This window comes from Staphylococcus simulans (assembly GCF_025561465.1).
Taxonomy (GTDB): domain Bacteria; phylum Bacillota; class Bacilli; order Staphylococcales; family Staphylococcaceae; genus Staphylococcus; species Staphylococcus simulans.
The window spans coordinates 1,713,611-1,739,285 of sequence record NZ_CP095100.1 but is presented as its reverse complement, the minus strand read 5'-3'; the positions used below and the strand labels follow the sequence as shown (position 1 = coordinate 1,739,285).

The following is a 25,675-nucleotide window of genomic DNA, read 5'->3' as shown; positions in this document are numbered from 1 at the left end:
GGGAATTGTTTTGGAAAGAAATATAGCAGTTGTTGGATTAGGATATGTAGGCTTACCGGTAGCGGTAGCATTTGGAAAAAAGAATTCAGTAATCGGTTTTGATATTAATCCGAAAAGAATTAAAGAGTTAAAAGAAAATCACGATAGAACAAACGAAGTAACAACTGAAGATTTGAAAGAATCAGATGTTGAATTTACAGATAGTATTGATACTTTAAGTCAAGCTGATTTTATTATTGTAGCGGTACCAACACCAATCAATAAACATAATCAACCTGATTTAACACCATTAATCAGCGCAAGTAAAACTGTAGGTAAAGCATTGAAAAAAGGCACGATTGTTGTATTTGAATCTACAGTATATCCTGGCGCAACTGAAGAAGAATGTGTACCAGTTCTTGAAGAGAATTCAGGTTTAAAAGCTGGAGAAGACTTCTTTGTGGGTTATTCACCAGAACGTATTAATCCAGGAGATAAAGAACATACATTTGAAACAATCACTAAAGTTGTTTCTGGACAAACACCTGAGGTATTAGATATTGTTGCTGATGTTTATGGATCAGTTGTTAAAGCTGGTGTTCATAAAGCACCATCTATCAAGGTTGCAGAAGCAGCGAAAGTTATTGAAAACACACAACGTGACGTTAATATCGCTTTAATGAATGAATTTGCGGTTATCTTCGACAAAGTAGGTATTGATACAAACGCTGTACTTGCAGCTTCAGGTACGAAATGGAACTTCTTAAACTTTAAACCAGGCTTAGTAGGTGGACACTGTATTGGTGTAGATCCTTACTACTTAACTCATAAAGCTCAAGAATTAGGTCACCACCCTGAAATTATTCTTGCAGGTAGAAGAATTAATGACAATATGTCAAAACATGTTGCTTCTAACATCATCAAAGAATTATTGAAAAAAGGCATCAATGTTCAAAATGCATCTATTAATTTATTAGGTCTTACATTCAAAGAGAACTGTCCTGACTTAAGAAATACGAAAGTCATTGATATTGTAAGAGAATTAGAAGATTATGGATTGAAAATTAATGTGAATGATGTCGAAGCGGATAATGAAACTGCTAAAGCTTTATATGATATTGATTTAGTTTCTAAAGAAAATTTACCAGAAACTGATGCATTAATTTTTGCAGTACCTCATAGAGATTATCTTGAAAATAAATCTGAGTATCTCGATTTACTTTCAGATAATGGTATTGTTTTCGATATTAAAGGCATTATTCAAGAAGATGAATTAAAAGAAAACCAAAGTATTTGGAGACTTTAAAAATAGTTTGGTTTATGTAAACTTTATTAAAGAGAAAAAGAACTGGAGGTGGGTTTGTGAAAATTATTCAAGTAGCAGCTATTGATATGACGCATATTAAATTATTGAACACCTTGAATCAACATTCAGCAAAAGAAGGCTTTGAAGTACACTGCGTAAGTAGTGAAGGTGATTATGTAGAAGAAATTAAGAAACAAGGCTTTTATTTTCATAATATACACATTGATAGAAAGATAAGCCCAGTAGGCAATCTTAAATCTGTGCTTCAAATGGTTAAACTTTTTAAATCTATTAAACCTGATATTGTACATGTGCATACACCTGTAGCTGCAGTATTAGGCAGGATTGCGGCCAAATTGGCTGGAGTACCCACTATTATATATACAGCTCATGGGTTTTATTTCCATGAAGGCATGTCAAAAAAACAATATAAATTATTTTTCAATATAGAAAAGTATATTGGTAGATTTTTCACTGATTATATTTTCACGCAAAGTAAAGAAGATTTTGATGTTGCAGTGAAAAATAAATTCTTGAGTAAGAAAAAACATGATCATTACTATCATATTAGTAATGGTATTGATTTAGGTCATGCATTCAACCTTAAATCGATTGATGATGAAAAAATTAATCAAATCAAAAAGGATTTAGGTATTCAAGAAAATGATATTGTAGTGTCATTTATTGGAAGACTTGTTAAAGAAAAAGGAATTATCGATTTGTTAGAGTCATTTAAACATTTAAAAAGTAAAAATGTTAAATATTTGATTATCGGTGATTTGCCTAAAAGTGAAAGAGACTTAGAAACAGCAAAAACACTCAACAAATATGAGGAAAATCCTAATATTATTTTTACAGGACAAGCATCTAATATCAATGAACTGCTGTACTTGAGTGATATTTTCTGTCTACCTTCATATAGAGAAGGAATGCCACGTTCAATTATTGAAGCAATGGCAATGAAAAATGCAGTTATTGCTACAAATATCAGAGGATCAAGAGAAGAAGTTGTCGAAGATGAAACAGGCTATTTAATCGATTTAAATGCGAGCAAGCAGATTGCTGATAAAGTGGATTATCTTATTGAAAATCCTATGACATTACAAGGTATGAAAGAAAATGGTTTTACACGTGCACATCAATTATATGATGAAGCTAAAGTAGCCGATAAGCAGATTGAAGTATTTAAAAAGATTGGAAATGGTGATAAAGATGTTAAAGAGAGCAATTGATTTAGCGATAGGTAGTTCAGTTTTCTTAGTGAGTGCTCCAATTTTAGTCGGTGCATCTGTTGCCATTGCCAAAAGTATGGGACGACCAGTGTTATTTAAACAACAAAGACCAGGTTTAAATGGAGAACCTTTCTATATTTATAAATTCAGAACAATGACTGATGCACGAGACGATCAAGGTGAATTATTGCCTGATGAACAAAGAATGACAAAAGTGGGCAGTTTTATTCGTAAAACTAGCATTGATGAACTACCCCAATTAATTAATGTCATAAAAGGTGATTTAAGCTTGGTAGGCCCACGTCCGTTATTAATGGAATATCTTCCTTTATATTCACAAGAGCAAAAGAAACGTCACTTGGTAAAACCTGGTATCACAGGTTGGGCACAAGTAAACGGCAGAAATGCGATTTCATGGGAAGCTAAGTTTAAATTGGATGTTTGGTATGTTGAAAACCAATCGTTCAAGTTAGATATGTATATCCTATACAAAACATTTATCAATGTTTTAAATCGTAAGGATGTAAGTGCTAAGGATCACGTAACAATGGAAAAATTCCGAGGTTCGCCGCAATGAAATCAATACTAATTATTGGTAATGGCGGACATGCTAAGGTTGTCAAAGATGTAATCGAAGCTGAAGGCATTTATAAAGTTAGTGGATATTTGGATGATAATATTGAAAAAATGTATAAAGAAAAAGATTTGATTTTCGATAATCTTAGAAATATTCAACTTTATCAAGAAAATTACTATTTTGTTATTGCAATAGGGAATAATAAAGTTAGAAATAAAATTTTCGACAAGATTAATGTGCCTATCGAAAGATTTCCAGTGTTTATTCATCCGCATGCAATTATTAGTAAAACTGCAGAAATTGGCAATGGTACCGTTGTTATGCCCGGTGCCATTGTTAATGCGGATACAGTAATAGGGAAGCATGCCATTATAAATACCGGTTCCATAGTTGAACATGATTGTTTAATAAAGGATTATACACATATTTCACCAGGAGCAGTGTTAACTGGCAATGTTTCGGTTGGTGAGAGCACGCAAGTTGGAGCAAATGCGACAGTGATTCCGAATTTGAAAGTTGGAGCACACGTTATGGTAGGCGCAGGTTCTACCGTAATTTCTAATGTAAGGGACAATGTAACGGTAGTAGGATCACCCGCAAAAGTTATTAAGGAGTAATGATGATAATGAGAGAGAGAATATTTTTATCAACACCGCATATGGGTGGGACAGAAACCCAGTACATAGAAAAAGCTTTTAAAGATAATTGGATTGCACCTTTAGGTGAAAATGTAACGGAATTTGAAAATGATGTAAAAGATTACGTAGGTGCAGATTATGCACTAGCTACAGCAAGTGGTACATCTGCTATTCATCTTGCATTGATTGAAGCAGGTGTTGCCAAAGGTGACATCGTCTTTTGTTCATCATTAACATTCTGTGCTACATCTAATCCAATTTTATACCAAGATGCTACACCAGTATTTATTGATTCAGAAATGGAATCATGGAATATGTCACCGACAGCTTTAGAAAAAGCATTTAAAATATATGAAGATAAAGGTACTTTACCTAAAGCAGTTTTAGTAGTTAATTTATATGGTCAGACAGCAGATTTTGAAAAGATATCAGAAATCTGTAAACGTTATGATGTTACTTTAATTGAAGATTCAGCAGAATCTCTTGGGTCAACTTATCACGGTAAAATGAGTGGTAGTTTTGGAGATTTAAGTATTTTTTCATTTAATGGTAATAAAATCATTACGACAAGTGGTGGGGGTATGTTGCTTTCCAACCATAAAGAATACATTGACCATGCATTATTCTTAGCAACACAAGCTAAAGATAAAGCACCATATTATCAACATAGCGAGTTAGGATTTAATTACAGATTAAGTAATATTTCAGCAGGTATTGGCCGTGGCCAAATGGAAGTTATTAATGATCGTGTGAATCGTCGACGTGACATCTTCGACATGTATTATGATGCATTAAGTGAAATTGATGGTATTAATTTCCAAACTGAATTACCAGACAGTAAATCTAATCGTTGGTTAACAGCAATGACTATTGATTCAAACAAAATTAATATTAGCGCTGCTGAGTTAATCAAAGAATTAAATGTAGAAAATATTGAAGCAAGAGCAGTATGGAAACCGATGCATTTGCAGCCACTGTATGAATCATTTGATTATGTTTATGATGAGACAGATAATGCAGAAAAATTGTTCGAAGAAGGTATTTGTTTACCATCAGGCTCAAATATGACAAATGAGCAAGTTAAAACTGTAATTGAAAGAGTAAAAGCTTATATTGAAAGCTAACAGCTAGATAGGGCGGAAAGAGGATTGGATATGTCACGAAAAAATAAAAAGAAACTATCGACACCAGTAAAATGGTTGTTGATTATTGTTGGTATTTTGTTACTCATAGCCATTATTTTTATCGGATATTTAGCTTTTAAATTATTTGGATTGAATAATTCTATTAATAGTCCGCTAGATAGAGAGAAATCAGATTTAAGAAATGAATCAGTAAAAAAAGATGGTACACCGATTTCCATTGCTTTGTTTGGTATTGACTCAGATGAAGTCAGAAAAGCTGAAGGCGGCGGAGAACGTTCTGATTCTATTATTCTTTTATCTATCAATCCTGATAAGAAGAAAACAGTTATGGTCAGTATCCCACGAGATACACGAGCAGATATTGTAGGGCATGATTCGGTAGAAAAAATCAATCATGCTTATGCATACGGAGGTCCTAATATGGCTGTAAAATCAATTGAAAAACTGATGAATGTTCCAGTCGATCATTATGCAACCATGAATATGGATGGTATTGAAGAACTTATTAATCATGTTGATGGTGTAGATGTTAGAAGTAACGCAACTTTTTCTTATAAGGGATATGACTTTGAAAAAAATGAGAAGTATCATATGAAAGGAAAAGAAGCGCGTACATTTATGACGAGCCGAAAACAAGATGGTGCTGGTGGCGACTTTGGTCGTCAAGCAAGACAACAACTTGTACTGCAAGCACTTGTTAATAAACTTGTCAGTGTAAACTCTATACCTAAAATTAATGGAATTGTAGATGCGTTAGGTGATAACGTAAAAACTGATTTATCAATTACAGAACTCAATGATTTAAGACAGAATTATGAACCTGCTAAAAAGAATGTTGAAAAGCTTCAATTAGAAGGTGACAATCAAATGTTAGATGATGGATTGTTCTATTTCCTTCCTGATGAAGCAAATAAAAAGAAAATAGAAAAAATCTATCGTGATAATTTAGGGATATAACACAAACAAAGCACATCTCACTCGCTTGAGATGTGCTTTACTGTTTGTTCTATTTACTTAATAAGTTCGTGTTCACTTCATCAAAGCCTTTGTCTGATAAGCGAACATCATTAATTTTAGTGCCGTCCCATTTACCGTCTACATATCCTTTATCAAATAAGACTTTCAAATCGTCTAAGAATGAGTCTCGATCCTTATCACAGAAATAGTTTTCTTGTAATGAATAAGAATCCTTGAAATCATTCGCTTGTTCAGGTGTCATGTCAGCGTTACGTTTTTCTGTATAATATTTATACAACACCGCGACGATGAATGCCTGATCACGTGTAATATCATCCAAGAATATTCACCACCTTTAATCAATACGCGTATAAACCCTAAATTTATACAATATTAATACTTTACCCATTTTGTTTTGTTTTAAATCTTAATTTTATTAGGAATTTGTTGTTTGTTTTTGTGGATGTATCGCTTTTCTGAGTGTTTTACGATATAATGATTAGATGAATTTTTTAAGGAGTCGATGAATGTGGCAGTGAAACCTTTAGTGTCTGCATCAAGCGCAATATTGCGTCAACAAGCAGAGGATGTTAAAACGTTTGATAGTCAGTTGAAACAGTTATTATTAGATATAGAGGATACTTTATATGAAACAGAAGCATCTGCTTTGTGTGCACCACAAATTGGGGTTTCACAACAAGCAGCGATTATCGATATGGAAGCGGACGGATTACTTCAATTAATCAATCCACGTATTGTCAGTGAATCAGAAACGAAAGTGACTGAACTAGAAGGCGATGTATCGTTTCCAGATATCTTTGGGACAGTTACTCGCAGTCAAATGATTGTCGTCCAAAGTAATGATGTTGAAGGCAATACAGTAGAATTAACCGCATATGATGATATTGCACGCATGATTCTTCATATTATAGATCAATTAAATGGCGTGCCTTTTACAGATAAGATGGAAAAACAATTGACTGAAGAAGAATTGGAGGCGTATTTAGAAGATGAGTAGAATTATATTTATGGGAACACCAGATTTCTCCACAAAAGTATTAGAAATGTTAATCGCGAAAGAAGATGTGATTACGGTTGTAACACAACCAGATCGTCCAGTAGGGCGTAAGCGTGTTATGACACCGCCGCCAGTAAAAGAAGTGGCATTACAAAATGGGATTGAAGTCTATCAACCTGAAAAAATTTCACAATCAGAAGATTTACAAACATTAATTGATTTAAAACCAGACTTAATCGTGACAGCAGCATTCGGTCAAATTTTACCGAAAGCATTGTTAGATGCGCCACGTTTAGGCGCAATTAATGTGCACGCTTCATTATTACCAAAATACCGTGGCGGTGCCCCGATTCATCAAGCGATTATCGATGGCGAAAAAGAAACAGGCGTTACGATTATGTATATGGCACCAAAACTAGATGCAGGCGACATCATTTCACAACAAGCCATTGACATCGAAGCAAATGATGATGTAGGTTCTATGCACGATAAATTAAGCTTCTTAGGTGCAGATTTACTTGCGAAAACTTTACCAGACATTATTAATGGTACAAATGAACGTATTGAACAAAATGAGGAAGAGGCAACATTCGCTTCAAATATCAGTCGTGAAGATGAACGTATCGATTGGTCAAAATCTGCACAAGATATTTACAACCATATCCGTGGTTTATCACCATGGCCAGTGGCATATACAAAATTAGATGATAAAAATATGAAGTTATATCAAGCACATATAGTAGAAGGAAAAGAAGGCAAACCAGGTGAAATTATTGAAACGACAAAGAAAGCAATCATTGTCGGAACAGGTTCATCTGATGCGATTGCGTTAACAGATATTCAATTATCAGGTAAAAAACGTATGCCGACTGCGAACTTCTTAAGCGGCTACCAAGATGACTTAGTTGGGAAGGAATTAAATTAATGCAGACAGTGAGAACACTCGCATTTGACACATTACAAGCAATTATCCAAGACAAAGCGTACAGTAACTTAAAGATTAATGAAGTTTTAAAAGAAAATGAATTGAGCCGTGCGGATAAAGGGTTATTAACAGAATTAGTCTATGGTACGTTGAAACATCAATATACACTTGATTATTATTTGAAGCCTTTCGTAAAAACGAAGATTAAAGGGTGGATGCGCCGTTTACTATGGATGAGTATCTACCAATATCAATATTTAGATAAAATCCCAGATCACGCAATTATCAATGAAGCAGTTGAAATCACTAAACAACGTGGTGGGCTGCATAACAGTAAAGTTGTGAATGGTATTTTACGTAATATGATGCGCAGTGATTTACCAAACCCTGCAGATATTGAAAATGACCAACAACGTATTGCGATTATGTACAGCTTGCCTAAGTGGATTGTTAAACATTGGGTGACACACTTTGGTTTAGAAACAACTGAAGCAATTGCTCAGTCGTTGCTTGAACGACCAGGTCAAACAGTACGTGTCAATACACATAGAACAACGATTGAAGATGCGATAGCACGCTTAGAAAAAGAAGATTATGAAGTATCACAAGATCACGATATTCACTATTGTTTACATGTGTCAGGACGTCCAGTAGTAGAAAGCCGTGCATTTAAAGATGGTTATGTATCTATCCAAGATAAAAGTTCTATGTTTGTAGCTGAAATCTTAGCACCTGTTGAAGGTGAAAATATTTTAGATGCTTGTAGTGCACCAGGTGGTAAAGCGTGTCAGACTGCTGAATTATTAAAAGGCAGCGGTCATGTCGATGCGACGGATATCCATGAGCATAAAATTGATTTAATTGAGCATAACATTCGTAAGTTGCGTTTGAAGAACGTCACAGCGTTTCAACACGATGCGACAAAGCCATATGACGCAAAGTATGATAAAATTTTAGTGGATGCTCCATGTAGCGGTTTAGGTGTGTTACGCCATAAACCAGAAATTAAATATACACAAAATCCGGAAACGGTCGATGGATTAGTCGACTTACAGTTAGAAATTATGAATAATATTAAAGATTCTGTAAAACCGGGTGGCGTGATTGTCTATTCAACATGTACAATAGAACAGATGGAAAATGAAAATGTGATTTATACATTTTTAAAACAAAACAAAGACTTTGAATTTGAACCATTCCCACATCCTAGAACAGGAGAGGAAGTAAAGACTTTACAAATCTTACCGCAAGACTTTGACTCAGATGGTTTCTTTATTACAAAGATTAGAAGAAAGGAAAGTTAATTCATGATTACACCTCAAAAGAAGAAAAAGAATCGTTTTCTTCCTGATTTTGAAAAGCAATCAATTTATTCACTACGCTATGAAGAGATGCAAGCGTGGTTAGTCGAACATGGCCAACAGAAATTCAGAGCAAGACAAATCTTTGAATGGCTCTACGAGAAACGTGTCGATACAATCGACGAAATGACAAACTTATCTAAAGACTTGCGCGCATTATTAAAAGACAACTTTACAATCACGACTTTAGAAACTGCCGTTAAACAAGAAAGTCGTGATGGGACAATCAAGTTCTTATTTGAATTACAAGACGGTTATACAATTGAAACTGTGTTGATGCGCCATGAATATGGTAATTCTGTCTGTGTAACAACACAAGTAGGTTGCCGTATCGGATGTACATTCTGTGCGTCTACACTCGGTGGATTGAAACGTAACCTAGAAGCAGGAGAAATCGTAGCCCAAGTGCTTACTGTTCAAAAAGCCTTAGATGCGACAGATGAGCGTGTCTCTTCAATCGTAATTATGGGTATTGGTGAACCATTTGAGAACTATGATGAAATGATGGACTTCTTAAAAATTGTAAACCACGACAATGGTTTAAATATTGGAGCGCGTCATATCACGGTTTCAACATCAGGCATTATCCCTAAAATTTATGATTTCGCAGATGAAGAAATCCAAATCAATTTTGCGGTCAGCTTACATGCGGCGAACGATGAAATTCGTTCTAAATTAATGCCGATCAACCGTGCATATTCAATTGATAAATTAATGGAAGCTATTCAGTACTATCAAGAAAAAACGAATCGTCGTATTACGTTTGAGTATGGTTTATTCGGCGGTGTAAACGATCAGCTTACACATGCGAGAGAACTGGCACATTTAATTCAAGGCTTGAACTGTCATGTCAACTTGATTCCAGTGAACCATGTACCTGAAAGAAATTACGTGAAGACATCTAAAGAAGATATCTTTAAGTTTGAAAAAGAACTCAAACGTTTAGGTATTAATGCGACAATCAGACGTAACCAAGGCTCAGATATCGATGCCGCATGCGGACAATTAAGAGCGAAGGAACGTCAAGTAGAAACGAGGTAGGAACCTATGTTAAATGCACAATTTTTTACAGACACAGGACACCATAGGGAAAAGAACGAAGATGCTGGCGGCATCTTCTACAACATGACTGATCAACAGCTGTTGGTTTTATGCGACGGCATGGGCGGACATAAAGCAGGCGAAGTTGCGAGTCAATTCGTAGTCAACCGCTTCCAAGAACTCTTCGAACAAGAAAACCTTGTCGAAGAATCTCAAGCGGAAGAATGGCTGCGCAGCACCCTGCAGCTCATTAACCGAGAGCTCTATAACTACGCCGCAGCTAACGAAGATTTCAGAGGCATGGGCACTACAGCAGTTGTCGCCCTGATTTATGATAAGCGCGTCATCATCGCCAACATCGGCGACTCTCGTGCCTATCTCATCAACAGCCGTGAAATCGAACAAATCACAAGCGACCATTCCTTTGTCAATCATCTCGTGATGACAGGACAAATTACCGAAGAAGAAGCCTTTACGCATCCACAACGTAATATCATTACCAAAGTGATGGGTACAGATAAATTCGTAGTCGCAGATATCTATGTGAAACGTTTGAACTTCAATGATTACTTATTATTAAATTCAGACGGCTTAACAGACTTTGTCCGTCCGCATTTAATTCAAGAACAATTGAATCAAGACTTACCGCTAGAAACACAAGGCCAAGCCTTATTAGATTTAGCACAAGCCTATGATTCAACCGATAACGTCAGCTTCGTATTGGCAGAAATAGAAGGTGACCGCGTATGATGATTGGTTCAACTATCAGCGAACGATATAAAATCATAGAATTCTTAGGTGGAGGCGGCATGAGTAATGTCTACCTCGCTGAAGATTTGATCTTAGAAACTAAAGTTGCGGTCAAAATGATTCATATTGCGCCACATGAAAAAGAAGACATGGTGAGACGATTTGAACGTGAAGTGCATAATACATCTCGTCTCTCTCATGATAATGTTGTCAGTGTCAAAGATGTCGGAGAAGACCACGAATATTTCTACTTAGTCATGGAATATATCGAAGGTCCGACACTCTCCGAATATATAAAAACACATGGTCCTTTAAGTATTGAAACAGCGGTTAACTTCGCACAACAAATACTTGAAGGCATTCAACATGCACATGAAATGGGTATCGTACATAGAGACATTAAACCTCAAAATATTTTAGTAGACCGACATAAGACATTAAAAATCTTAGACTTCGGTATTGCTAAAGCGTTAAGTGAAACAGCCATGACCCAAACCAGCCATGTGCTCGGTACTGTGCAATATCTTTCACCTGAACAAGCGAAAGGTGAAGCAACAGACAAACGTACGGATATTTATTCAATCGGGATTGTCTTATATGAAATGTTAGTCGGTGAACCGCCATTCACTGGAGAAACAGCTGTCAGTATCGCCATCAAACATATTCAAGACCAAATGCCGAATCCAACAGATATCCGTTCTAATATCCCGCAAGCACTCAGCAACGTGATTTTAAAAGCGACTGAAAAAGATAGAGACAAACGCTATCAAGATATTGAAAGTATGCAACGTGATTTAAGCAGTGCGTTAGAAAAATGTCGTGAAGATGAAACACCTTATGTTTCAGATGAAGCAGATACTAAAACCATCGCGATTGATAAAGCAGCAATCGCAAAAGAAACTAAAGATAATGAACCGATTCATCAAACAATGGAAATTCCAATTGTGAATCAACAACGTTTCCAAAGTACAGAAGGACCTGTTTACGAAGTACCTAAAAAACGTCGGTCTAAAAAGAAAAAGTTCTTCTTTGCGTTAATTTTCGCGTTATTGTTAATCAGTCTTATCAGCTTTATTGCGTACGGCTTATTAGGAAATAAATATATCGAAACTCCAGACTTGCGCGGTAAAACAGAAGCACAAGCTGAACAGATTTTAAAAGAACATCATATTAAAGTAGGCAAAACAAAACGGGCTTATAGTGATAAGTATCAAGAAAATCAAATTATCACAACAGATCCTGCACCAGGTGAGCGTGTAGAAGAACATGGCACCGTAAATATCGTGTTATCTAAAGGTCCGCAAAAAGCACAAATGCCTAACTTATACGGTACAAGTAAAACGGAAGCATTGAAGCTATTAGATGAACTTGGTTTCAAACATATCTCAGTAGAACAAGCATACTCTAAGACTAAATTAGAACGTGGTTTGATTGAAAACCAAAATATAGCGGCTGATACCGAAGTACCGATTAATGATACACATATCGTACTGACTGAATCTTTAGGTGTGAAACAAGTGTATGTCAAAGATTATACAGGTGAAAGCTATGATAAAGCAGAAAAAGAACTGCAAGATAAAGGCTTGAAACCAGTGAAAGAAAAAGAAGTACACAGTGATAAAGTCGAAAAAGGCAAGATTATTTCGCAATCACCTAAGAGTAAATCTATTGATGAGGATTCTACAGTAACGTTTGTCGTATCATTAGGAAAAGATGATGGTAAAGATGAAGATAAAGCTGACGACAATCCATCAGTCAAAGATGTGACACAAACGGTTCAAGTGCCATATTCTGGTGAAGATAAAGAACGTCAGAAAGTAGAAGTCTTTGTCAGAGATAAAGACCATGACGGTTCTTCAGCAGTTCAAACGTTTCATATCAACAGCAACCGTTCGATTTCAATTCCATTAAAAATTGAAAAAGGCAAAACTGCCGGTTATACGGTACGTGTAGACGATAAAATTGTCGCAGATAAAGACGTCGCATATGACTAAAACATTTCAAAATCCTATCTCATTCATTCAGTTGAATTGAGATGGGATTTTCTTTGTTTCAATCCGTTCGTTTATTAAGGGAACGTTTGGTATAATGTATTAGAGAAAATGAACGAAATAAGAGAGGTGTCTCGGTGAGAACAGGACGTATAATCAAGTCGATCAGCGGTGTGTATCGTGTGGACTCAGATGGTGAGCTTTTTGATACAAAACCGCGCGGCCTATTCCGAAAGAAGAAATTTTCTCCGATTGTCGGAGATATTGTAGATTTTGAAATTGAAAATGTGACAGAAGGCTATATTCATCATGTACATGAACGTCAAAATGAATTGAAAAGACCGCCTGTCAGTAATATTGACCATTTAATTATTGTGATGAGTGCAGTCGAACCTAATTTTTCAACACAATTAGTCGATCGCTTTTTAGTCATTGCGCATTCCTATGAATTGAGACCACGTATTGTGGTAACGAAAAAAGATATGGCATCAGAGACTCAAATCGCACAGATAGAAAAAGATTTAGCTGTATATCAAGCAATCGGCTATCAAACGCAATTTGTCGGAAAAGATGACGATGTCGAAGCGATTTTCGATGCGTGGGGCGATGGTTTAGCAGTATTGAGCGGTCAATCTGGTGTAGGTAAATCGACTTTATTAAATGCCTATCGTCCTGATTTACAATTAGAAACAAATCAAATCTCAAAATCATTAAATCGAGGTAAACATACAACTCGTCATGTGGAGTTGTTTGAACGTAAGCGTGGCTTTGTGGCAGACACGCCTGGATTTAGTGCACTTGATTTTGATCATATTCAAAAAGATGAAGTAAAAGATTATTTTTTAGAGATTCAAGAATACGGACAAGACTGCAAGTTCAGAAATTGTAATCATATGAAAGAACCGAAATGTAATGTGAAAGCGCAAGTAGAAGCTGGCAATATTGCGGAATTCCGTTATGCGCATTATGTACAATTATTTGAAGAGATTGCAGCACGAAAGGAAAGATATTAATGGTTAAAGTATTTCCATCCCTTTTATCAGCGGACTTTTTAAACTTACAACAGGAATTGAAAGACCTAGAAGCAGCAGGTGTAGACGGTGTACATTTTGATGTGATGGATGGCCAATTTGTGCCGAATATTTCAATTGGTCTTCCTATTTTAGAAGCAGTAAATGCGGGTACTGATTTACCGATTGATGTGCATTTGATGATTGAAAACCCAGAAGCATATATCGCAGAATTCGCTTCTAAAGGTGCAGATATGATTTCAGTTCATTTCGAAGCAACACCGCACATTCATCGTGCCATTCAACTGATTCATACACATGGTGCTAAAGCAGGTGTCGTGATTAATCCAGGTACTTCTGTTGCCGCAATTGAACCAATTTTACATGATGTAGACTATGTATTGATTATGACAGTGAATCCAGGCTTTGGCGGCCAAGCGTTTATCTCAAACAGTGTAGAGAAAGTGGCTGCGTTACAAGCATTTAAAGAGAAATTTAATTTAGACTTCGATATTGAAGTGGATGGCGGTATTAACGCGATTACTGGTAAGAAATGTGTAGAAGCAGGTGCGACAATGCTTGTGACAGGTTCTTATTTCTTTAAACAAGCGAGTTATCAATCTGTTGTAGAAGCATTGAAATCAACAGCACAACCATCAGAATAAGGCAGGGTGACGCTATGAAAATTAATCTATTATGCGGCGATCGTCATTTGCCGAAACATTTATTAGAAGATAAATCTGAAGAAGAGTGGGGCGGTATTGATCGCGGTGCTTTAATTTTAATAGAACATGAAATTGAACCGATCTTTTCATTGGGTGATTTTGATTCAGTGACGGACGAGGAACGTACTGAATTAAAAACGAAGCTAGATATTAACCCAGTTAAAGCAGAAAAAGCGGATACTGATTTAGGGTTAGGTGTCAAAGAAGCAGTGGAATGCGGTTTTGACGAAATTGATATTTATGGTGCGACAGGCGGCAGACTGGATCATTTCTTAGGTGCCGTACAACTGCTGCAAGTGCCTGAATATGTAGAAGCGGGTATTGTGATTCGCATTATTGATACGAATAATGAAATTTCATATTTAGAAAAAGGCGAATATCATATGACGTATGATAAGCATATGCCTTATGTATCGTTTGTGCCGCAAAGATCTAATACAGTGATTTCACTGACAGGCTTTAAATATCCGCTTCAAAACCAAACACTCCACCAAGGCTCAACCTTAACCATTTCAAACGAAATTGCAGCTTACCGAGGCACAATCGAGGTAGAATCTGGCGGTATCCTAGCCATCAGAAGCAGAGATGCACAACATTCATTATAAAATGAGCTGAATACAAATAAACACGCAACCTTCTTTATGACAACACATCAATAAAAAAACAGCGGATGATGCATAAGCAAACCATCATCCGCTGTTTTTCGTACAATATATCATTAAAAAGACTAAATCGCTGTTTTAAGACAAGAAAAAAACGACCCGCCACATACGAGTCGTTTTTGTCATGTGCTTAATATTTATTAAACTCTAGTTACTTTACCAGATTTTAAAGCACGTGCAGAAACCCAAACTTTTTTAGGTTTTCCGTCTACTAGGATTCTAACTTTTTGAAGGTTAGCATTCCATCTACGTTTAGTAGAGTTTAAAGCGTGTGAACGACGATTACCAGTCGAAGCTTTACGACCTGTTACGAAACATTGTTTACCCATGAAAGTACCTCCTTTAATAAATATAAACACACTGACTTATGATATACTTTCCTAATTTAGCATATATTTTTCAGATTGGCAACCAAAAATTATAGCTTTCAAGAATATTTTAAGTTATTCTAAACAAGGAACAAAATTGTGTTATAATTTGTAAATGTCTATGTATGCGTTTTTATTAAAAAGCGGCGACGTGGACTTATAACCACGCAATGATTTTATAAGGATGAGCCAAGAGTAAAATCCGGCATTTAAAAGGCGAAATTGTGTTATTCATTATATAATAGTATGTAATGAATCCAAAACATAAATCATAACTGATTAGACCTATATTTAAGGAGGAACTCATAATGACATTAGAAATTACCAATGAATACGGCAATATCGACGTTTCCAACGACGTGATCGCTTCAGTAGTAGGTGGTAAAGCCGTAGAATGTTATGGTATTGTCGGAATGGCATCCAAACAACAAGTCAGAGACGGCATTGCGGAAATTTTAGGTCATGAAAATTATGCACGCGGAATTGTGGTGCGTTCAAATGACAAAGCAATTGACGTTGATATGTATATTATAGTAAGTTATGGCATTAAGATTTCTGAAGTAGCGAATAATGTACAATCTACTGTTAAATATACTTTGGAAAAAACTTTAAATTTGAAAGTCAATTCAATCAACATTTATGTACAGGGTGTACGTATGAATAATTATGGCAAGAAACATTAGGAGGAAGACATGATGATCAGCAAAATAGATGGTAAATTATTTGCCGACATGGTGATCCAAGGGGCACAAAATTTATCAAATAATGCAGAGCTAGTCAATGCATTAAATGTTTATCCAGTGCCAGATGGCGACACAGGGACGAACATGAATCTTACGATGACTTCTGGGAGAGAAGAAGTCGAACAAAATGCTTCACATCACATCGGAGCCTTAGGAAAGACATTTTCTAAAGGCTTATTAATGGGTGCCCGCGGGAACTCAGGCGTGATTCTATCACAAATTTTCAGAGGCTTCTGTCAGAATATGGAAGACTTAGAAACACTAGATGCGAAAGCCTTCGCAGAAAGCTTTGAAGCGGGTATTGAAACAGCTTATAAAGCAGTGATGAAACCGGTAGAAGGGACAATTTTAACGGTTGCGAAAGAAGCGGCTAAAGCAGGTGTTGAGAAAGCACAATCGACTGAAGACTGTGTAGAAGTCTTAGAAGCGATTATCGCATATGGTCAAGTTGCCTTAGAAAACACACCGAACCAATTACCAGTACTTAAAGAAGTCGGCGTAGTCGACAGTGGCGGTAAAGGTTTAATGTGTGTTTATGAAGGTTTCTTAATTGCGATGAAAGGTGAAAAAGTCGAAGCGACAAAACCAAAACTAGATACTGAAACATTTGTGAATGACGAACATGATTTCCATGGTGTCATTAATACAGAAGATATCGTCTATGGTTACTGTACGGAAATGATGGTACGTTTTGACAAACATAAACGTCCATTCAATGAGCAGCAATTCCGTGAAGACATGTCTAAATTCGGAGATTCTTTACTTGTCATCAATGATGATGAAATCGTGAAAGTGCATGTGCACTCTGAACATCCAGGTGAAGTCTTCAACTATGGCCAAGAGTATGGTGAATTGATTAAAGTCAAAGCTGAAAATATGCGTGAACAACACCGCAATGTGGTCAATAAAGAAAAACAAAAATCTAACGATGAAACACCACAAGTAGAAACTGCGATTATTGCGATTTCTATGGGTAATGGTATTTCAGATATCTTTAAATCAATGGGTGCAACGTCTATTATTAATGGCGGTCAAACAATGAACCCATCAACAGAAGACATCGTTAAAGTGATTGAACAATCTGGTGCGAAAAAAGCTATTATCTTGCCGAATAACAAAAACATTCAAATGGCGAGTGATCAAGCAGCTGAGATTGTTGAAGCTGAAACAGTAGTTATTCCGACGAAATCTATTCCACAAGGGATTGCGGCGATGTTCCAATATTTACCAGATGCGTCATTAGAAGATAATCAATCAAATATGACACAAGCATTAGAAGATGTGACTTCTGGTTCTATTACGAACGCTGTACGTAATACTACAATTGATGGTGTAGAAATCAAAGAAGGCGAATTTATGGGCCTTAAAGAAGGTAAAATTGTTTCAAGTCAGAAAACACAATTAGAAGCAGCGAAAGCATTGTTAGCTGATATGATGGATGATGAAACTGAAATTGTTACAGTAATTACAGGTGAAGATGCTGATGCAGAAACAACTGAAGCATTAACAGAATGGTTAGAAGAAACTTATCCTGATGCAGAAGTCGATGAACAAGTCGGCGATCAACCGATTTATCCATATTTATTCTCTGTAGAATAACGTTGAAAATCATATAAAGTAATGTATATAAAAAAATTCACTTAGACTAAAGCGGTCTAAGTGGATTTTTCTGTGTGTAAGCATAAATATAGAAAACTTATAGTTTGTACATGACAAAAACGATGAAATACAAAAGTTTTGTAAGATTAGTGTAAAAATAAGTGCTTATTTACGAGAATAATTGTTATAATATTTAAAATAGTTGCAATAATCAAAAATTAATGCGAGGGGGAATTAACATGAAATTTAAAAGCGTCTTTGAAATTATCGGACCGACGATGGTCGGACCTTCATCGTCTCATACTGCAGGGGCAGTTAGAATCGGAATGGTTGCACGTGAATTATTCGGGGATTTGCCAGACCGTGTCGATATTTATTTATATGGTTCGTTTATGGAAACCTATCAAGGTCATGGGACAGATGTTGCATTAGTTGGAGGCTTGCTTGGTTATGATACAGACGATGACCGTATCAAGACCAGTTTACAGACGGCAGAAGAATTAGGAATGACTGTTAACTTTATTTCTATGCATGAAGATAAACCGCATCCGAATACGACGGTATTAAGTATGTCGAAAGGTGATCAAACGTTATCTGTTGAGGGTGTTTCTATCGGTGGAGGCAAAATTGAAATTGTCGCTATTAATGGTTTCCCAATCAGTATCTCAGGTAACTATCCAACATTATTAGTCTTTCATCGAGATACCTTCGGAACTATCGGACGAGTCACGAATATTTTAGGAGAAGCCAGTATTAATGTCGGTTCTATGCAAGTTGCGCGTAAAGAAAAAGGAGATTCTGCATTGATGACTTGTGAATTAGATGAAAGACCGGATGAAGCTATCTTAGATCAAATTAGAATGGTTAATGATGTTACAGCGGTATCCTTAATGGAAGATTAGAAAGAGAGGGGGATATAAGATGTTTCAAACAGTAGAAGAATTAGTAAAGAGATGTGAAACTGAAGACAAAGCGATTCATGAAATTATGTTAGAGCAAGAAATGGACGTGACGGGTGCGACAGCTGAGGAAGTATATGCGGGGATGTCGCATCATTTTAAAACGATGGAAAATGCCTTAGAAGAAGGCTTAAACGGGGTGACTTCTACAACGGGTTTAACGGGTGGCGATGCAGTACTGATTAAAAGATATTTAGAAAGCGGACAAGCTTTATCGGGTCCGGTTTTATTAGATGCGGTGAGTAAAGCAGTGGCAACTAATGAAGTGAACGCGGCAATGGGGAAAATTTGTGCGACACCGACTGCGGGTTCTGCAGGGGTTGTGCCGGGTGTATTATTTGCGATTAAGCATCGTTTTAATCCTACGCAACGTGATATGTTGAACTTCTTGTTGACAGCAGGTGCATTCGGCTTTGTGGTTGCGAATAACGCATCCATTTCTGGTGCATCAGGCGGCTGTCAGGCAGAAGTCGGTTCTGCCGCTGCGATGGCTGCAGCCGCAACGGTTGAAATGGCTGGTGGTACGCCGCAGCAATCAGCTGAAGCTTTTGCAATTTGTATGAAGAATATGCTAGGTTTAGTATGTGACCCGGTAGCGGGATTAGTTGAAGTGCCTTGCGTAAAGAGAAATGCGGCAGGTGCTTCGAATGCGCTTGTGTCAGCGGATATGGCACTTGCGGGCGTGACGTCGCGTATTCCGACAGATGAAGTGATAGAAGCAATGTATCGTATCGGGCAGACGATGCCTTCTGCACTGCGTGAAACAGGACGTGGCGGCCTCGCTGGAACACCAACCGGCCAACGCTTAAAACAACAAATATTTGGTGATTAACATGTCTAAAGTAAACCTCATTGATCAGCCGTATACGTTAGACCAAATCAAAGGTTTAGGTCCAAAACGTATAGCGGTGTTAAATGAATTAAATATTTATAACGTAGAAGATTTAGTGCTTTATTTACCTGTACGCTATGAAGATAATAGTGTGGTAGATTTAAACCAAGCAGAAGATCAATCAACTGTGACAGTGGTCGGCGAAGTTTACACAACGCCCACTGTCGCTTTTTTTGGCAGAAACCGTTCTAAAGTTACTGTCCATTTAATGGTCAACAATATTGCGGTAAAAGCTGTGTTTTTTAACCAACCGTATTTAAAAAAGAAAATCAACTTGCATGACCATGTGACAATTAAAGGTAAATGGAATCGTGCGAAACAAGAAATCAATGGCATGCGTCTCTTTACGACGAATCAGCCAGAACAAACACAAGACGGCGAACAATTAGAACCCGTCTATCGTATTAAAGAAGGCATTAAACAAAAGACGCTTCGAGATATCATTCGTAAAGTGTTAGATGATATTGAAATCAACGAATGGCTATCTGAAGATTTACGTCAAAAATATAAACTAGAATCGTTAGCGTCAACGATTAGAACGTTGCATTACGCAGATAATAAAACAGCGTTATTAAAAGCGCGCAGAACATACGCTTTTACTGAGTTGTTCTTATTTGAATTGCGAATGCAGTGGTTGAATCGTTTAGAAAAATCGAGTGATGAAGCGATTGAAATTGATTATGATTTAGCACAAGTCAAAGATTTTATTGACAGTTTACCGTTTGAATTAACGGACGCGCAAAAAACTGCAGTGAATGAAATTTTCAGAGATTTGAAAGCACCGCTTCGCATGCACCGCCTCCTTCAAGGTGACGTAGGTTCTGGTAAAACAGTCGTAGCCGCTTTATGTATGTATGCCTTAAAGACAGCAGGTTATCAATCTGCCTTAATGGTACCGACTGAAATCTTAGCGGAACAACATGCGGAAAGTTTAACGGAGCTATTTGGCGACCGCATGAATGTTGCGTTACTGACAGGTTCAGTTAAAGGTAAGAAGCGAAAACTCTTACTAGAGCAACTTGAAAACGGCACAATTGATTGTCTAATCGGTACACATGCCTTGATTCAAGATGATGTCTCTTTCCAAAATGTAGGACTAGTGATTACCGATGAACAACATCGCTTTGGTGTTAACCAACGCCAAGCATTACGTGAAAAGGGAGCCATGACGAATGTGCTCTTTATGACTGCGACACCGATTCCAAGAACATTAGCCATTTCTGTTTTCGGTGAAATGGATGTGTCATCGATTAAACAATTGCCTAAAGGTCGTAAACCAATTAAAACGATGTGGGCAAAACATGAAGCCTATGAATCGGTCCTAAACCAAATGACAGCAGAATTAAATAAAGGCAGACAAGCTTATGTGATCAGTCCGCTAATTGAGAGTTCGGAACACTTAGAAGATGTACAAAACGTCGTAGAGTTATATGAATCACTCGAACAACATTATGGTGTCGGTCGCGTCGGCTTACTCCATGGTAAAATGCCTGCAGATGAAAAAGATGATGTAATGCAGCGCTTTAACCAACATGACATTGATATTTTAGTTTCAACTACAGTGGTTGAAGTGGGTGTAAACGTACCGAATGCGACATTTATGATTATTTATGATGCTGATCGTTTCGGTTTATCTACACTCCATCAGTTAAGAGGTCGTGTCGGTCGTAGCGACCATCAAAGTTATTGTGTGCTGATTGCCTCTCCTAAAACAGAAACAGGGATTGAGCGTATGACTATTATGACGCAAACGACAGATGGATTTGAACTGAGTGAGCGTGACTTAGAAATGCGTGGACCTGGTGATTTCTTCGGGGTAAAACAAAGTGGTCTGCCTGATTTCTTAGTCGCAAACATAGTCGAAGATTATCGTATGTTAGAAGTCGCAAGAGATGAAGCGGCAGAACTTATTCAATCAGGTGTCTTCTTTACAGACCAATACGCGATTTTGCGCAACTTTGTAGAACAAAACCTCTTGCATACAAGTTTTGATTAAAAATGAACGCTTTAAATAAAGACAAATCCTTTTGATTTAACAATACATGACACAACAGACTAATTTCGATACACTATACTTAATTAGGCTGTTGTGTTTTTTGTTGAGCAAATTTAAGAGAAAATGATATGATATGTAGGTAGTCTTAAGACTTGGTACTAATTAGGGGGTAAAGCGATGAAGTTGAAGAAACAAGAACGACGTGAAGCTATCAAACAACGACTGCAGGAAAACCCCTTTATGACTGATAATGAACTCAGTGATTTATTTTCTGTCAGTATCCAAACCATCAGATTAGATAGAACGTTTTTGAAGATTCCAGAATTACGTAAACGTATTAAAACCGTTGCTGAGCATAACTATAAGCATATTCGTGCAATAGAAGGAAATGAGATTATCGGAGATTTAATCCGGGTAGAACCAGATGTGACTGCAGAATCTTTAATTTATATTACGGAAGATTCAGTCTTTACACGTAATGACATTGCACGTGGACATATTCTTTTTGCGCAAGCGAATTCATTATGCGTTGCTTTAATCCAAAAGAGTATGGTGCTGACAAGAGAAAGCCAAGTGACGTTTTTAAAACAAGTGAAACTGCATGATACAGTCCATGCCTTTGCGCAAGTGGTTGATTTCGGTTCGAAATATATTACTGTTGCGGTTTCTTCTTATGTGAAAGATAAATGTGTTTTTAAAGGTACATTTAAAATGTATTATTATAACGAGGAGTGATCACGAAATGGTGACATTAGCCATTGATATGATGGGCGGAGATGACGCACCGGGTATCGTGTTAGAAGCGGTAGAGCAAGCGTTGAATGACTTCCCAGATTTACATATAATTTTATTCGGAGATGAAGCACAGTGCACACTGAAACATGACCGTTTGGATTTCCGTCATACGACTGAAGAAATCGAAATGGAAGATGAGCCGGTTCGTGCCATAAAACGTAAGAAAGACAGTTCAATGGTCAGAGCTGCACAAGCAGTTAAAGATGGTGAAGCTTCTGGTTGTGTCTCAGCTGGTAATACCGGTGCTTTGATGTCAGCAGGTTTATTTATTGTCGGCCGTATTAAAGGTGTCGCACGTCCAGCATTAGTTGTAACTTTACCGACAGTTTCAGGTAAAGGTTTTGTGTTCTTAGATGTCGGTGCGAATGCGGATGCGAAACCGGAACATTTATTACAGTATGCGCAACTCGGCAATATTTACGCTGAGAAAATCCGTGGTATCGGCGCACCGAAAGTCGCATTATTAAACATCGGAACTGAAGCGAAAAAAGGTAACAGTCTAACGAAAGCGACGTATGATTTAATGAAAGCTGATCCATCATTCTATTTCTCAGGAAATGTTGAAGCGAAAACTTTAATGGAAGATGCGGCTGATGTCGTGGTCACTGATGGCTTTACAGGCAATATGGTCTTAAAGAATTTAGAAGGCACTGCGAAATCAATCGGTAAAATGTTAAAGTCTACATTAATGGCAAGCTTTAAAAATAAATTAGCTGCCTTAGTCTTGAAGAAAGACTTAAGCAACATGAGTAAAAAAATGGATTACGCTGAATATGGCGGTTCTGTACTACTTGGTTTAGATGGTATTGTGGTTAAAGCACATGGCAGTTCTAATGCGAGGGCTTTTTATTCTGCGATTCGCCAAGCGAAAATCGCAGGAGAACAACATATTGTTGAAGTAATGAAAGAGACGGTAGGTGAACAAAATGGGTAAAACAGCAATTATTTTTCCAGGACAAGGTGCACAAAAAGTAGGTATGGCGCAAGATTTGTATCAACAAGATACAAAAGCTACTGAAATTTTAGATGCTGCACAAGATGCGGCAGGCTTTGATTTATTAGAAACTATGTTTACAGATGAAGAAGGTAAACTAGGCGAAACTGAAAACACACAACCGGCATTGTTAACACATAGTATTGCGTTATTAAACGCATTAGGTGATGTTGATGCGGACTATACAATGGGACACAGCTTGGGTGAGTATTCAAGTTTAGTCGCAGCAAAAGTCTTAGCATTCGAAGATGCGGTTAAAATCGTCCGTAAAAGAGGCGAATTGATGGCACAAGCTTTCCCAAGCGGTGTCGGCAGCATGGCAGCGGTACTTGGTTTAGATTATGATGATGTCGCAAAAATCTGTGAAGATTTATCAGAAGAAGGTTCTATTATTGAACCGGCGAACATCAACTCACCAGGTCAAGTTGTAGTTTCAGGCCATAAAACAGCGATTGATCGTATTGTAAAAGAAGGTAAAAGCTTAGGTGCGAAACGTGTCTTACCATTAAAAGTGTCAGGACCTTTCCACTCATCTATGATGCAAGTCATTGAAAAAGACTTCGAAGATTACATCAATCAATTCGAATGGCACGATGCTGAAATTCCGGTTGTTCAAAACTATCATGCGCAAGCTGAAACTGACGCAGAAGTGATTAAACAAAACATGGTCAAACAATTGTATTCACCAGTTCAATTCATTCAATCAACAGAGTATTTAATTGAACAAGGTGTCGATCACTTTATTGAAATCGGACCAGGCAAAGTTTTATCGGGCTTAATCAAGAAAATCAACAGAGACGTTAAATTAACTTCGATTCAAACACTCGAAGATGTTAAAGGATGGAATGAACATGAGTAAAAGTGCATTAGTAACAGGAGCTTCAAGAGGTATTGGGCGCAGTATTGCGTTACAGCTAGCTGAAGAAGGTTATAATGTCGCAGTCAACTATGCGGGCAATAAAGACAAAGCAGAAGCAGTTGTCGAAGAAATCAAGGATAAAGGCGTCGAAGCCTTTGCGATTCAAGCAAATGTTGCAAATCCTGATGAAGTTAAAGACATGATTCAAGAAGTCGTAAAACAATTCGGTTCTTTAGACGTATTAGTCAACAACGCAGGTATTACACGTGATAACTTATTAATGCGTATGAAAGAACAAGAATGGGATGACGTGATCAACACAAACTTAAAAGGTGTGTTCAACTGTATTCAAAAAGCAACACGTCAAATGATGAAACAAAGAAGCGGTGCAATCATCAACTTATCTAGTGTGGTGGGCGCAGTCGGCAACCCTGGTCAAGCAAACTACGTTGCGACTAAAGCAGGGGTTATCGGTTTAACAAAAACTGCAGCACGTGAACTTGCGTCACGTAACATTACAGTTAACGCAGTAGCACCAGGCTTTATCGTTTCTGATATGACAGATGCGTTGAATGACGATCTTAAAGATCAAATGAAATCACAAATTCCATTAGGCCGTTTCGGCGAAGATACAGACATTGCGAACACAGTAGCTTTCTTAGCTTCTGACAAAGCAAAATACATTACTGGCCAAACTATCCATGTTAATGGCGGTATGTTTATGGAATAATAACCATTAATTCACGAGAAGTAGTGGGATTACACTATTTTGTGGGGTAATCCTACTTGTATTCTTGATGATAAAATGGGAAAATAATAGAGTCGTATAGGCTTTTTAAAGGAGGTGAATCGACGTGGAAAACTTCGATAAAGTTAAAGATATCATCGTTGACCGTTTAGGTGTAGATGCTGACAAAGTAACTGAAGATGCATCTTTCAAAGATGATTTAGGCGCTGACTCACTTGATATCGCAGAATTAGTTATGGAATTAGAAGACGAGTTCGGTACTGAAATTCCAGATGAAGAAGCTGAAAAAATCAATACAGTTGGTGACGCAGTAAACTTCATCAACAACCTTGAAAAATAATAACAATATTATCTGAGTCGTCTTAATCAGCGACTCAGATTTTTCTTTTGTTTTGCATTAAATTC

The 25,675-nt window shown here is 37.1% G+C and carries 27 protein-coding genes; 25 read left to right on the top strand and 2 right to left on the bottom strand.

What is annotated here, in order from left to right; genetic code table 11:
* The first annotated feature begins 10 nt into the window (after window positions 1-10).
* From MUA87_RS08120 to MUA87_RS08095, 6 genes are read left to right on the top strand one after another with little or no spacing between them, the layout of a single operon-like run.
* Entirely contained in the window at window positions 11-1,285 is a 1,275-nt protein-coding gene (locus MUA87_RS08120) for a nucleotide sugar dehydrogenase (protein ID WP_262550483.1), read from the top strand.
* 56 nt (window positions 1,286-1,341) lie between these two features.
* Window positions 1,342-2,517: a glycosyltransferase family 4 protein gene (locus MUA87_RS08115; RefSeq protein ID WP_156666907.1), complete on the top strand. Its 1,176-nt coding sequence runs from the start codon at window positions 1,342-1,344 to the stop codon at window positions 2,515-2,517.
* The gene (locus MUA87_RS08110) at window positions 2,498-3,094 is read left to right on the top strand and encodes a sugar transferase (RefSeq protein WP_156666908.1); all 597 of its coding nucleotides are present in this window, start codon (window positions 2,498-2,500) and stop codon (window positions 3,092-3,094) included. The genes MUA87_RS08115 and MUA87_RS08110 overlap by 20 nt, the downstream gene beginning before the upstream one ends.
* Complete coding sequence (locus tag MUA87_RS08105) at window positions 3,091-3,711, top strand: acetyltransferase (RefSeq protein ID WP_262550479.1); 621 nt, start codon at window positions 3,091-3,093, stop codon at window positions 3,709-3,711. Before MUA87_RS08110 ends, MUA87_RS08105 begins: the two co-directional genes overlap by 4 nt.
* 2 nt (window positions 3,712-3,713) lie before the next feature.
* Window positions 3,714-4,856: a DegT/DnrJ/EryC1/StrS family aminotransferase gene (locus MUA87_RS08100; RefSeq protein ID WP_316960863.1), complete on the top strand. Its 1,143-nt coding sequence runs from the start codon at window positions 3,714-3,716 to the stop codon at window positions 4,854-4,856.
* Window positions 4,857-4,886: 30 nt separating this feature from the next.
* A complete protein-coding gene (locus tag MUA87_RS08095; protein WP_103363852.1) occupies window positions 4,887-5,834 on the top strand; it encodes an LCP family protein in 948 nt (315 codons plus the stop codon).
* Between the two features lie 49 nt (window positions 5,835-5,883).
* On the opposite strand, the gene MUA87_RS08090 is transcribed toward MUA87_RS08095, so the two are convergent.
* Window positions 5,884-6,174 carry a hypothetical protein gene (locus tag MUA87_RS08090; protein WP_262550476.1) on the bottom strand — a complete coding sequence of 97 codons (291 nt, stop codon included), beginning with the start codon at window positions 6,172-6,174 and terminating at the stop codon, window positions 5,884-5,886.
* 189 nt (window positions 6,175-6,363) lie between these two features.
* Between MUA87_RS08090 and MUA87_RS08085 the strand changes: the two genes are divergently transcribed.
* The 9 genes from MUA87_RS08085 to MUA87_RS08045 all read left to right on the top strand — a co-directional run bounded on the left by MUA87_RS08085 (window position 6,364) and on the right by MUA87_RS08045 (window position 15,260).
* Window positions 6,364-6,852 carry a peptide deformylase gene (locus MUA87_RS08085; RefSeq protein WP_002480649.1) on the top strand — a complete coding sequence of 163 codons (489 nt, stop codon included), beginning with the start codon at window positions 6,364-6,366 and terminating at the stop codon, window positions 6,850-6,852.
* The gene (fmt, locus tag MUA87_RS08080) at window positions 6,845-7,777 is read left to right on the top strand and encodes a methionyl-tRNA formyltransferase (protein ID WP_262550474.1); all 933 of its coding nucleotides are present in this window, start codon (window positions 6,845-6,847) and stop codon (window positions 7,775-7,777) included. The genes MUA87_RS08085 and fmt overlap by 8 nt, the downstream gene beginning before the upstream one ends.
* On the top strand, window positions 7,777-9,081 hold the full coding sequence (gene rsmB, locus MUA87_RS08075; protein ID WP_105966828.1) for a 16S rRNA (cytosine(967)-C(5))-methyltransferase RsmB: 1,305 nt from the start codon (window positions 7,777-7,779) through the stop codon (window positions 9,079-9,081). The genes fmt and rsmB overlap by 1 nt, the downstream gene beginning before the upstream one ends.
* Before the next feature lie 3 nt (window positions 9,082-9,084).
* Window positions 9,085-10,179, top strand: coding sequence for a dual-specificity RNA methyltransferase RlmN (gene rlmN / locus MUA87_RS08070; protein WP_023015729.1), 1,095 nt, complete (start codon window positions 9,085-9,087; stop codon window positions 10,177-10,179).
* A gap of 6 nt (window positions 10,180-10,185) precedes the next feature.
* On the top strand, window positions 10,186-10,929 hold the full coding sequence (locus MUA87_RS08065; protein ID WP_002480653.1) for a Stp1/IreP family PP2C-type Ser/Thr phosphatase: 744 nt from the start codon (window positions 10,186-10,188) through the stop codon (window positions 10,927-10,929).
* Entirely contained in the window at window positions 10,929-12,923 is a 1,995-nt protein-coding gene (pknB, locus tag MUA87_RS08060; RefSeq protein WP_031262705.1) for a Stk1 family PASTA domain-containing Ser/Thr kinase, read from the top strand. The genes MUA87_RS08065 and pknB overlap by 1 nt, the downstream gene beginning before the upstream one ends.
* A 134-nt stretch (window positions 12,924-13,057) precedes the next feature.
* Window positions 13,058-13,933: a ribosome small subunit-dependent GTPase A gene (gene rsgA, locus MUA87_RS08055; protein WP_002480655.1), complete on the top strand. Its 876-nt coding sequence runs from the start codon at window positions 13,058-13,060 to the stop codon at window positions 13,931-13,933.
* The gene (gene rpe / locus MUA87_RS08050) at window positions 13,933-14,595 is read left to right on the top strand and encodes a ribulose-phosphate 3-epimerase (RefSeq protein WP_023015725.1); all 663 of its coding nucleotides are present in this window, start codon (window positions 13,933-13,935) and stop codon (window positions 14,593-14,595) included. Before rsgA ends, rpe begins: the two co-directional genes overlap by 1 nt.
* Window positions 14,596-14,609: 14 nt before the next feature.
* Window positions 14,610-15,260: a thiamine diphosphokinase gene (locus MUA87_RS08045; protein ID WP_262550471.1), complete on the top strand. Its 651-nt coding sequence runs from the start codon at window positions 14,610-14,612 to the stop codon at window positions 15,258-15,260.
* 197 nt (window positions 15,261-15,457) lie between these two features.
* Here the strand turns inward: MUA87_RS08045 and rpmB are convergent, their stop codons facing one another.
* Complete coding sequence (rpmB, locus tag MUA87_RS08040; protein ID WP_000517908.1) at window positions 15,458-15,646, bottom strand: 50S ribosomal protein L28; 189 nt, start codon at window positions 15,644-15,646, stop codon at window positions 15,458-15,460.
* 347 nt (window positions 15,647-15,993) lie between these two features.
* Between rpmB and MUA87_RS08035 the strand changes: the two genes are divergently transcribed.
* The 10 genes from MUA87_RS08035 (at window position 15,994) to MUA87_RS07990 (ending at window position 25,610) form a co-directional block, all read left to right on the top strand.
* Window positions 15,994-16,368: an Asp23/Gls24 family envelope stress response protein gene (locus tag MUA87_RS08035; RefSeq protein ID WP_002480658.1), complete on the top strand. Its 375-nt coding sequence runs from the start codon at window positions 15,994-15,996 to the stop codon at window positions 16,366-16,368.
* Window positions 16,369-16,380: 12 nt separating this feature from the next.
* Window positions 16,381-18,027, top strand: a complete 1,647-nt coding sequence (gene fakA, locus MUA87_RS08030) for a fatty acid kinase catalytic subunit FakA (protein ID WP_037556357.1) — start codon at window positions 16,381-16,383, stop codon at window positions 18,025-18,027.
* Between the two features lie 239 nt (window positions 18,028-18,266).
* Complete coding sequence (gene sdaAB / locus MUA87_RS08025) at window positions 18,267-18,929, top strand: L-serine ammonia-lyase, iron-sulfur-dependent subunit beta (protein ID WP_060803492.1); 663 nt, start codon at window positions 18,267-18,269, stop codon at window positions 18,927-18,929.
* Between the two features lie 19 nt (window positions 18,930-18,948).
* Window positions 18,949-19,818 (top strand): L-serine ammonia-lyase, iron-sulfur-dependent, subunit alpha, encoded by an 870-nt coding sequence (gene sdaAA, locus MUA87_RS08020; protein ID WP_023015721.1) that lies wholly within the window; start codon window positions 18,949-18,951, stop codon window positions 19,816-19,818.
* Window position 19,819: 1 nt separating this feature from the next.
* Complete coding sequence (gene recG, locus MUA87_RS08015) at window positions 19,820-21,874, top strand: ATP-dependent DNA helicase RecG (protein WP_119563975.1); 2,055 nt, start codon at window positions 19,820-19,822, stop codon at window positions 21,872-21,874.
* A gap of 177 nt (window positions 21,875-22,051) precedes the next feature.
* On the top strand, window positions 22,052-22,609 hold the full coding sequence (fapR, locus tag MUA87_RS08010) for a transcription factor FapR (RefSeq protein WP_002480663.1): 558 nt from the start codon (window positions 22,052-22,054) through the stop codon (window positions 22,607-22,609).
* A gap of 7 nt (window positions 22,610-22,616) precedes the next feature.
* Window positions 22,617-23,603 carry a phosphate acyltransferase PlsX gene (gene plsX, locus MUA87_RS08005; protein WP_060803494.1) on the top strand — a complete coding sequence of 329 codons (987 nt, stop codon included), beginning with the start codon at window positions 22,617-22,619 and terminating at the stop codon, window positions 23,601-23,603.
* A complete protein-coding gene (fabD, locus tag MUA87_RS08000; RefSeq protein WP_002480665.1) occupies window positions 23,596-24,522 on the top strand; it encodes an ACP S-malonyltransferase in 927 nt (308 codons plus the stop codon). The genes plsX and fabD overlap by 8 nt, the downstream gene beginning before the upstream one ends.
* Window positions 24,515-25,252 carry a 3-oxoacyl-[acyl-carrier-protein] reductase gene (fabG, locus tag MUA87_RS07995; protein WP_262550467.1) on the top strand — a complete coding sequence of 246 codons (738 nt, stop codon included), beginning with the start codon at window positions 24,515-24,517 and terminating at the stop codon, window positions 25,250-25,252. The genes fabD and fabG overlap by 8 nt, the downstream gene beginning before the upstream one ends.
* A 124-nt stretch (window positions 25,253-25,376) precedes the next feature.
* On the top strand, window positions 25,377-25,610 hold the full coding sequence (locus MUA87_RS07990; protein ID WP_002480667.1) for an acyl carrier protein: 234 nt from the start codon (window positions 25,377-25,379) through the stop codon (window positions 25,608-25,610).
* Window positions 25,611-25,675 lie beyond the last annotated feature (65 nt).

Excerpts from the sequence above, each read along its gene's own strand:
- rsmB (WP_105966828.1), top strand. The coding sequence starts at position 7,777 with ATGCAGACAGTGAGAACACTCGCATTTGACACATTACAAGCAATTATC.
- rpe (WP_023015725.1), top strand. The coding sequence starts at position 13,933 with ATGGTTAAAGTATTTCCATCCCTTTTATCAGCGGACTTTTTAAACTTA.
- MUA87_RS08100 (WP_316960863.1), top strand. The coding sequence starts at position 3,714 with ATGATAATGAGAGAGAGAATATTTTTATCAACACCGCATATGGGTGGG.
- MUA87_RS08065 (WP_002480653.1), top strand. The coding sequence starts at position 10,186 with ATGTTAAATGCACAATTTTTTACAGACACAGGACACCATAGGGAAAAG.
- fabG (WP_262550467.1), top strand. The coding sequence starts at position 24,515 with ATGAGTAAAAGTGCATTAGTAACAGGAGCTTCAAGAGGTATTGGGCGC.
- MUA87_RS08095 (WP_103363852.1), top strand. The coding sequence starts at position 4,887 with ATGTCACGAAAAAATAAAAAGAAACTATCGACACCAGTAAAATGGTTG.
- fapR (WP_002480663.1), top strand. The coding sequence starts at position 22,052 with ATGAAGTTGAAGAAACAAGAACGACGTGAAGCTATCAAACAACGACTG.
- sdaAB (WP_060803492.1), top strand. The coding sequence starts at position 18,267 with ATGAAATTTAAAAGCGTCTTTGAAATTATCGGACCGACGATGGTCGGA.
- MUA87_RS08105 (WP_262550479.1), top strand. The coding sequence starts at position 3,091 with ATGAAATCAATACTAATTATTGGTAATGGCGGACATGCTAAGGTTGTC.
- sdaAA (WP_023015721.1), top strand. The coding sequence starts at position 18,949 with ATGTTTCAAACAGTAGAAGAATTAGTAAAGAGATGTGAAACTGAAGAC.
- MUA87_RS08045 (WP_262550471.1), top strand. The coding sequence starts at position 14,610 with ATGAAAATTAATCTATTATGCGGCGATCGTCATTTGCCGAAACATTTA.
- fabD (WP_002480665.1), top strand. The coding sequence starts at position 23,596 with ATGGGTAAAACAGCAATTATTTTTCCAGGACAAGGTGCACAAAAAGTA.
- fmt (WP_262550474.1), top strand. The coding sequence starts at position 6,845 with ATGAGTAGAATTATATTTATGGGAACACCAGATTTCTCCACAAAAGTA.
- rpmB (WP_000517908.1), bottom strand. The coding sequence starts at position 15,646 with ATGGGTAAACAATGTTTCGTAACAGGTCGTAAAGCTTCGACTGGTAAT.
- plsX (WP_060803494.1), top strand. The coding sequence starts at position 22,617 with ATGGTGACATTAGCCATTGATATGATGGGCGGAGATGACGCACCGGGT.
- MUA87_RS08110 (WP_156666908.1), top strand. The coding sequence starts at position 2,498 with ATGTTAAAGAGAGCAATTGATTTAGCGATAGGTAGTTCAGTTTTCTTA.
- rlmN (WP_023015729.1), top strand. The coding sequence starts at position 9,085 with ATGATTACACCTCAAAAGAAGAAAAAGAATCGTTTTCTTCCTGATTTT.
- fakA (WP_037556357.1), top strand. The coding sequence starts at position 16,381 with ATGATCAGCAAAATAGATGGTAAATTATTTGCCGACATGGTGATCCAA.
- MUA87_RS08035 (WP_002480658.1), top strand. The coding sequence starts at position 15,994 with ATGACATTAGAAATTACCAATGAATACGGCAATATCGACGTTTCCAAC.
- pknB (WP_031262705.1), top strand. The coding sequence starts at position 10,929 with ATGATTGGTTCAACTATCAGCGAACGATATAAAATCATAGAATTCTTA.
- recG (WP_119563975.1), top strand. The coding sequence starts at position 19,820 with ATGTCTAAAGTAAACCTCATTGATCAGCCGTATACGTTAGACCAAATC.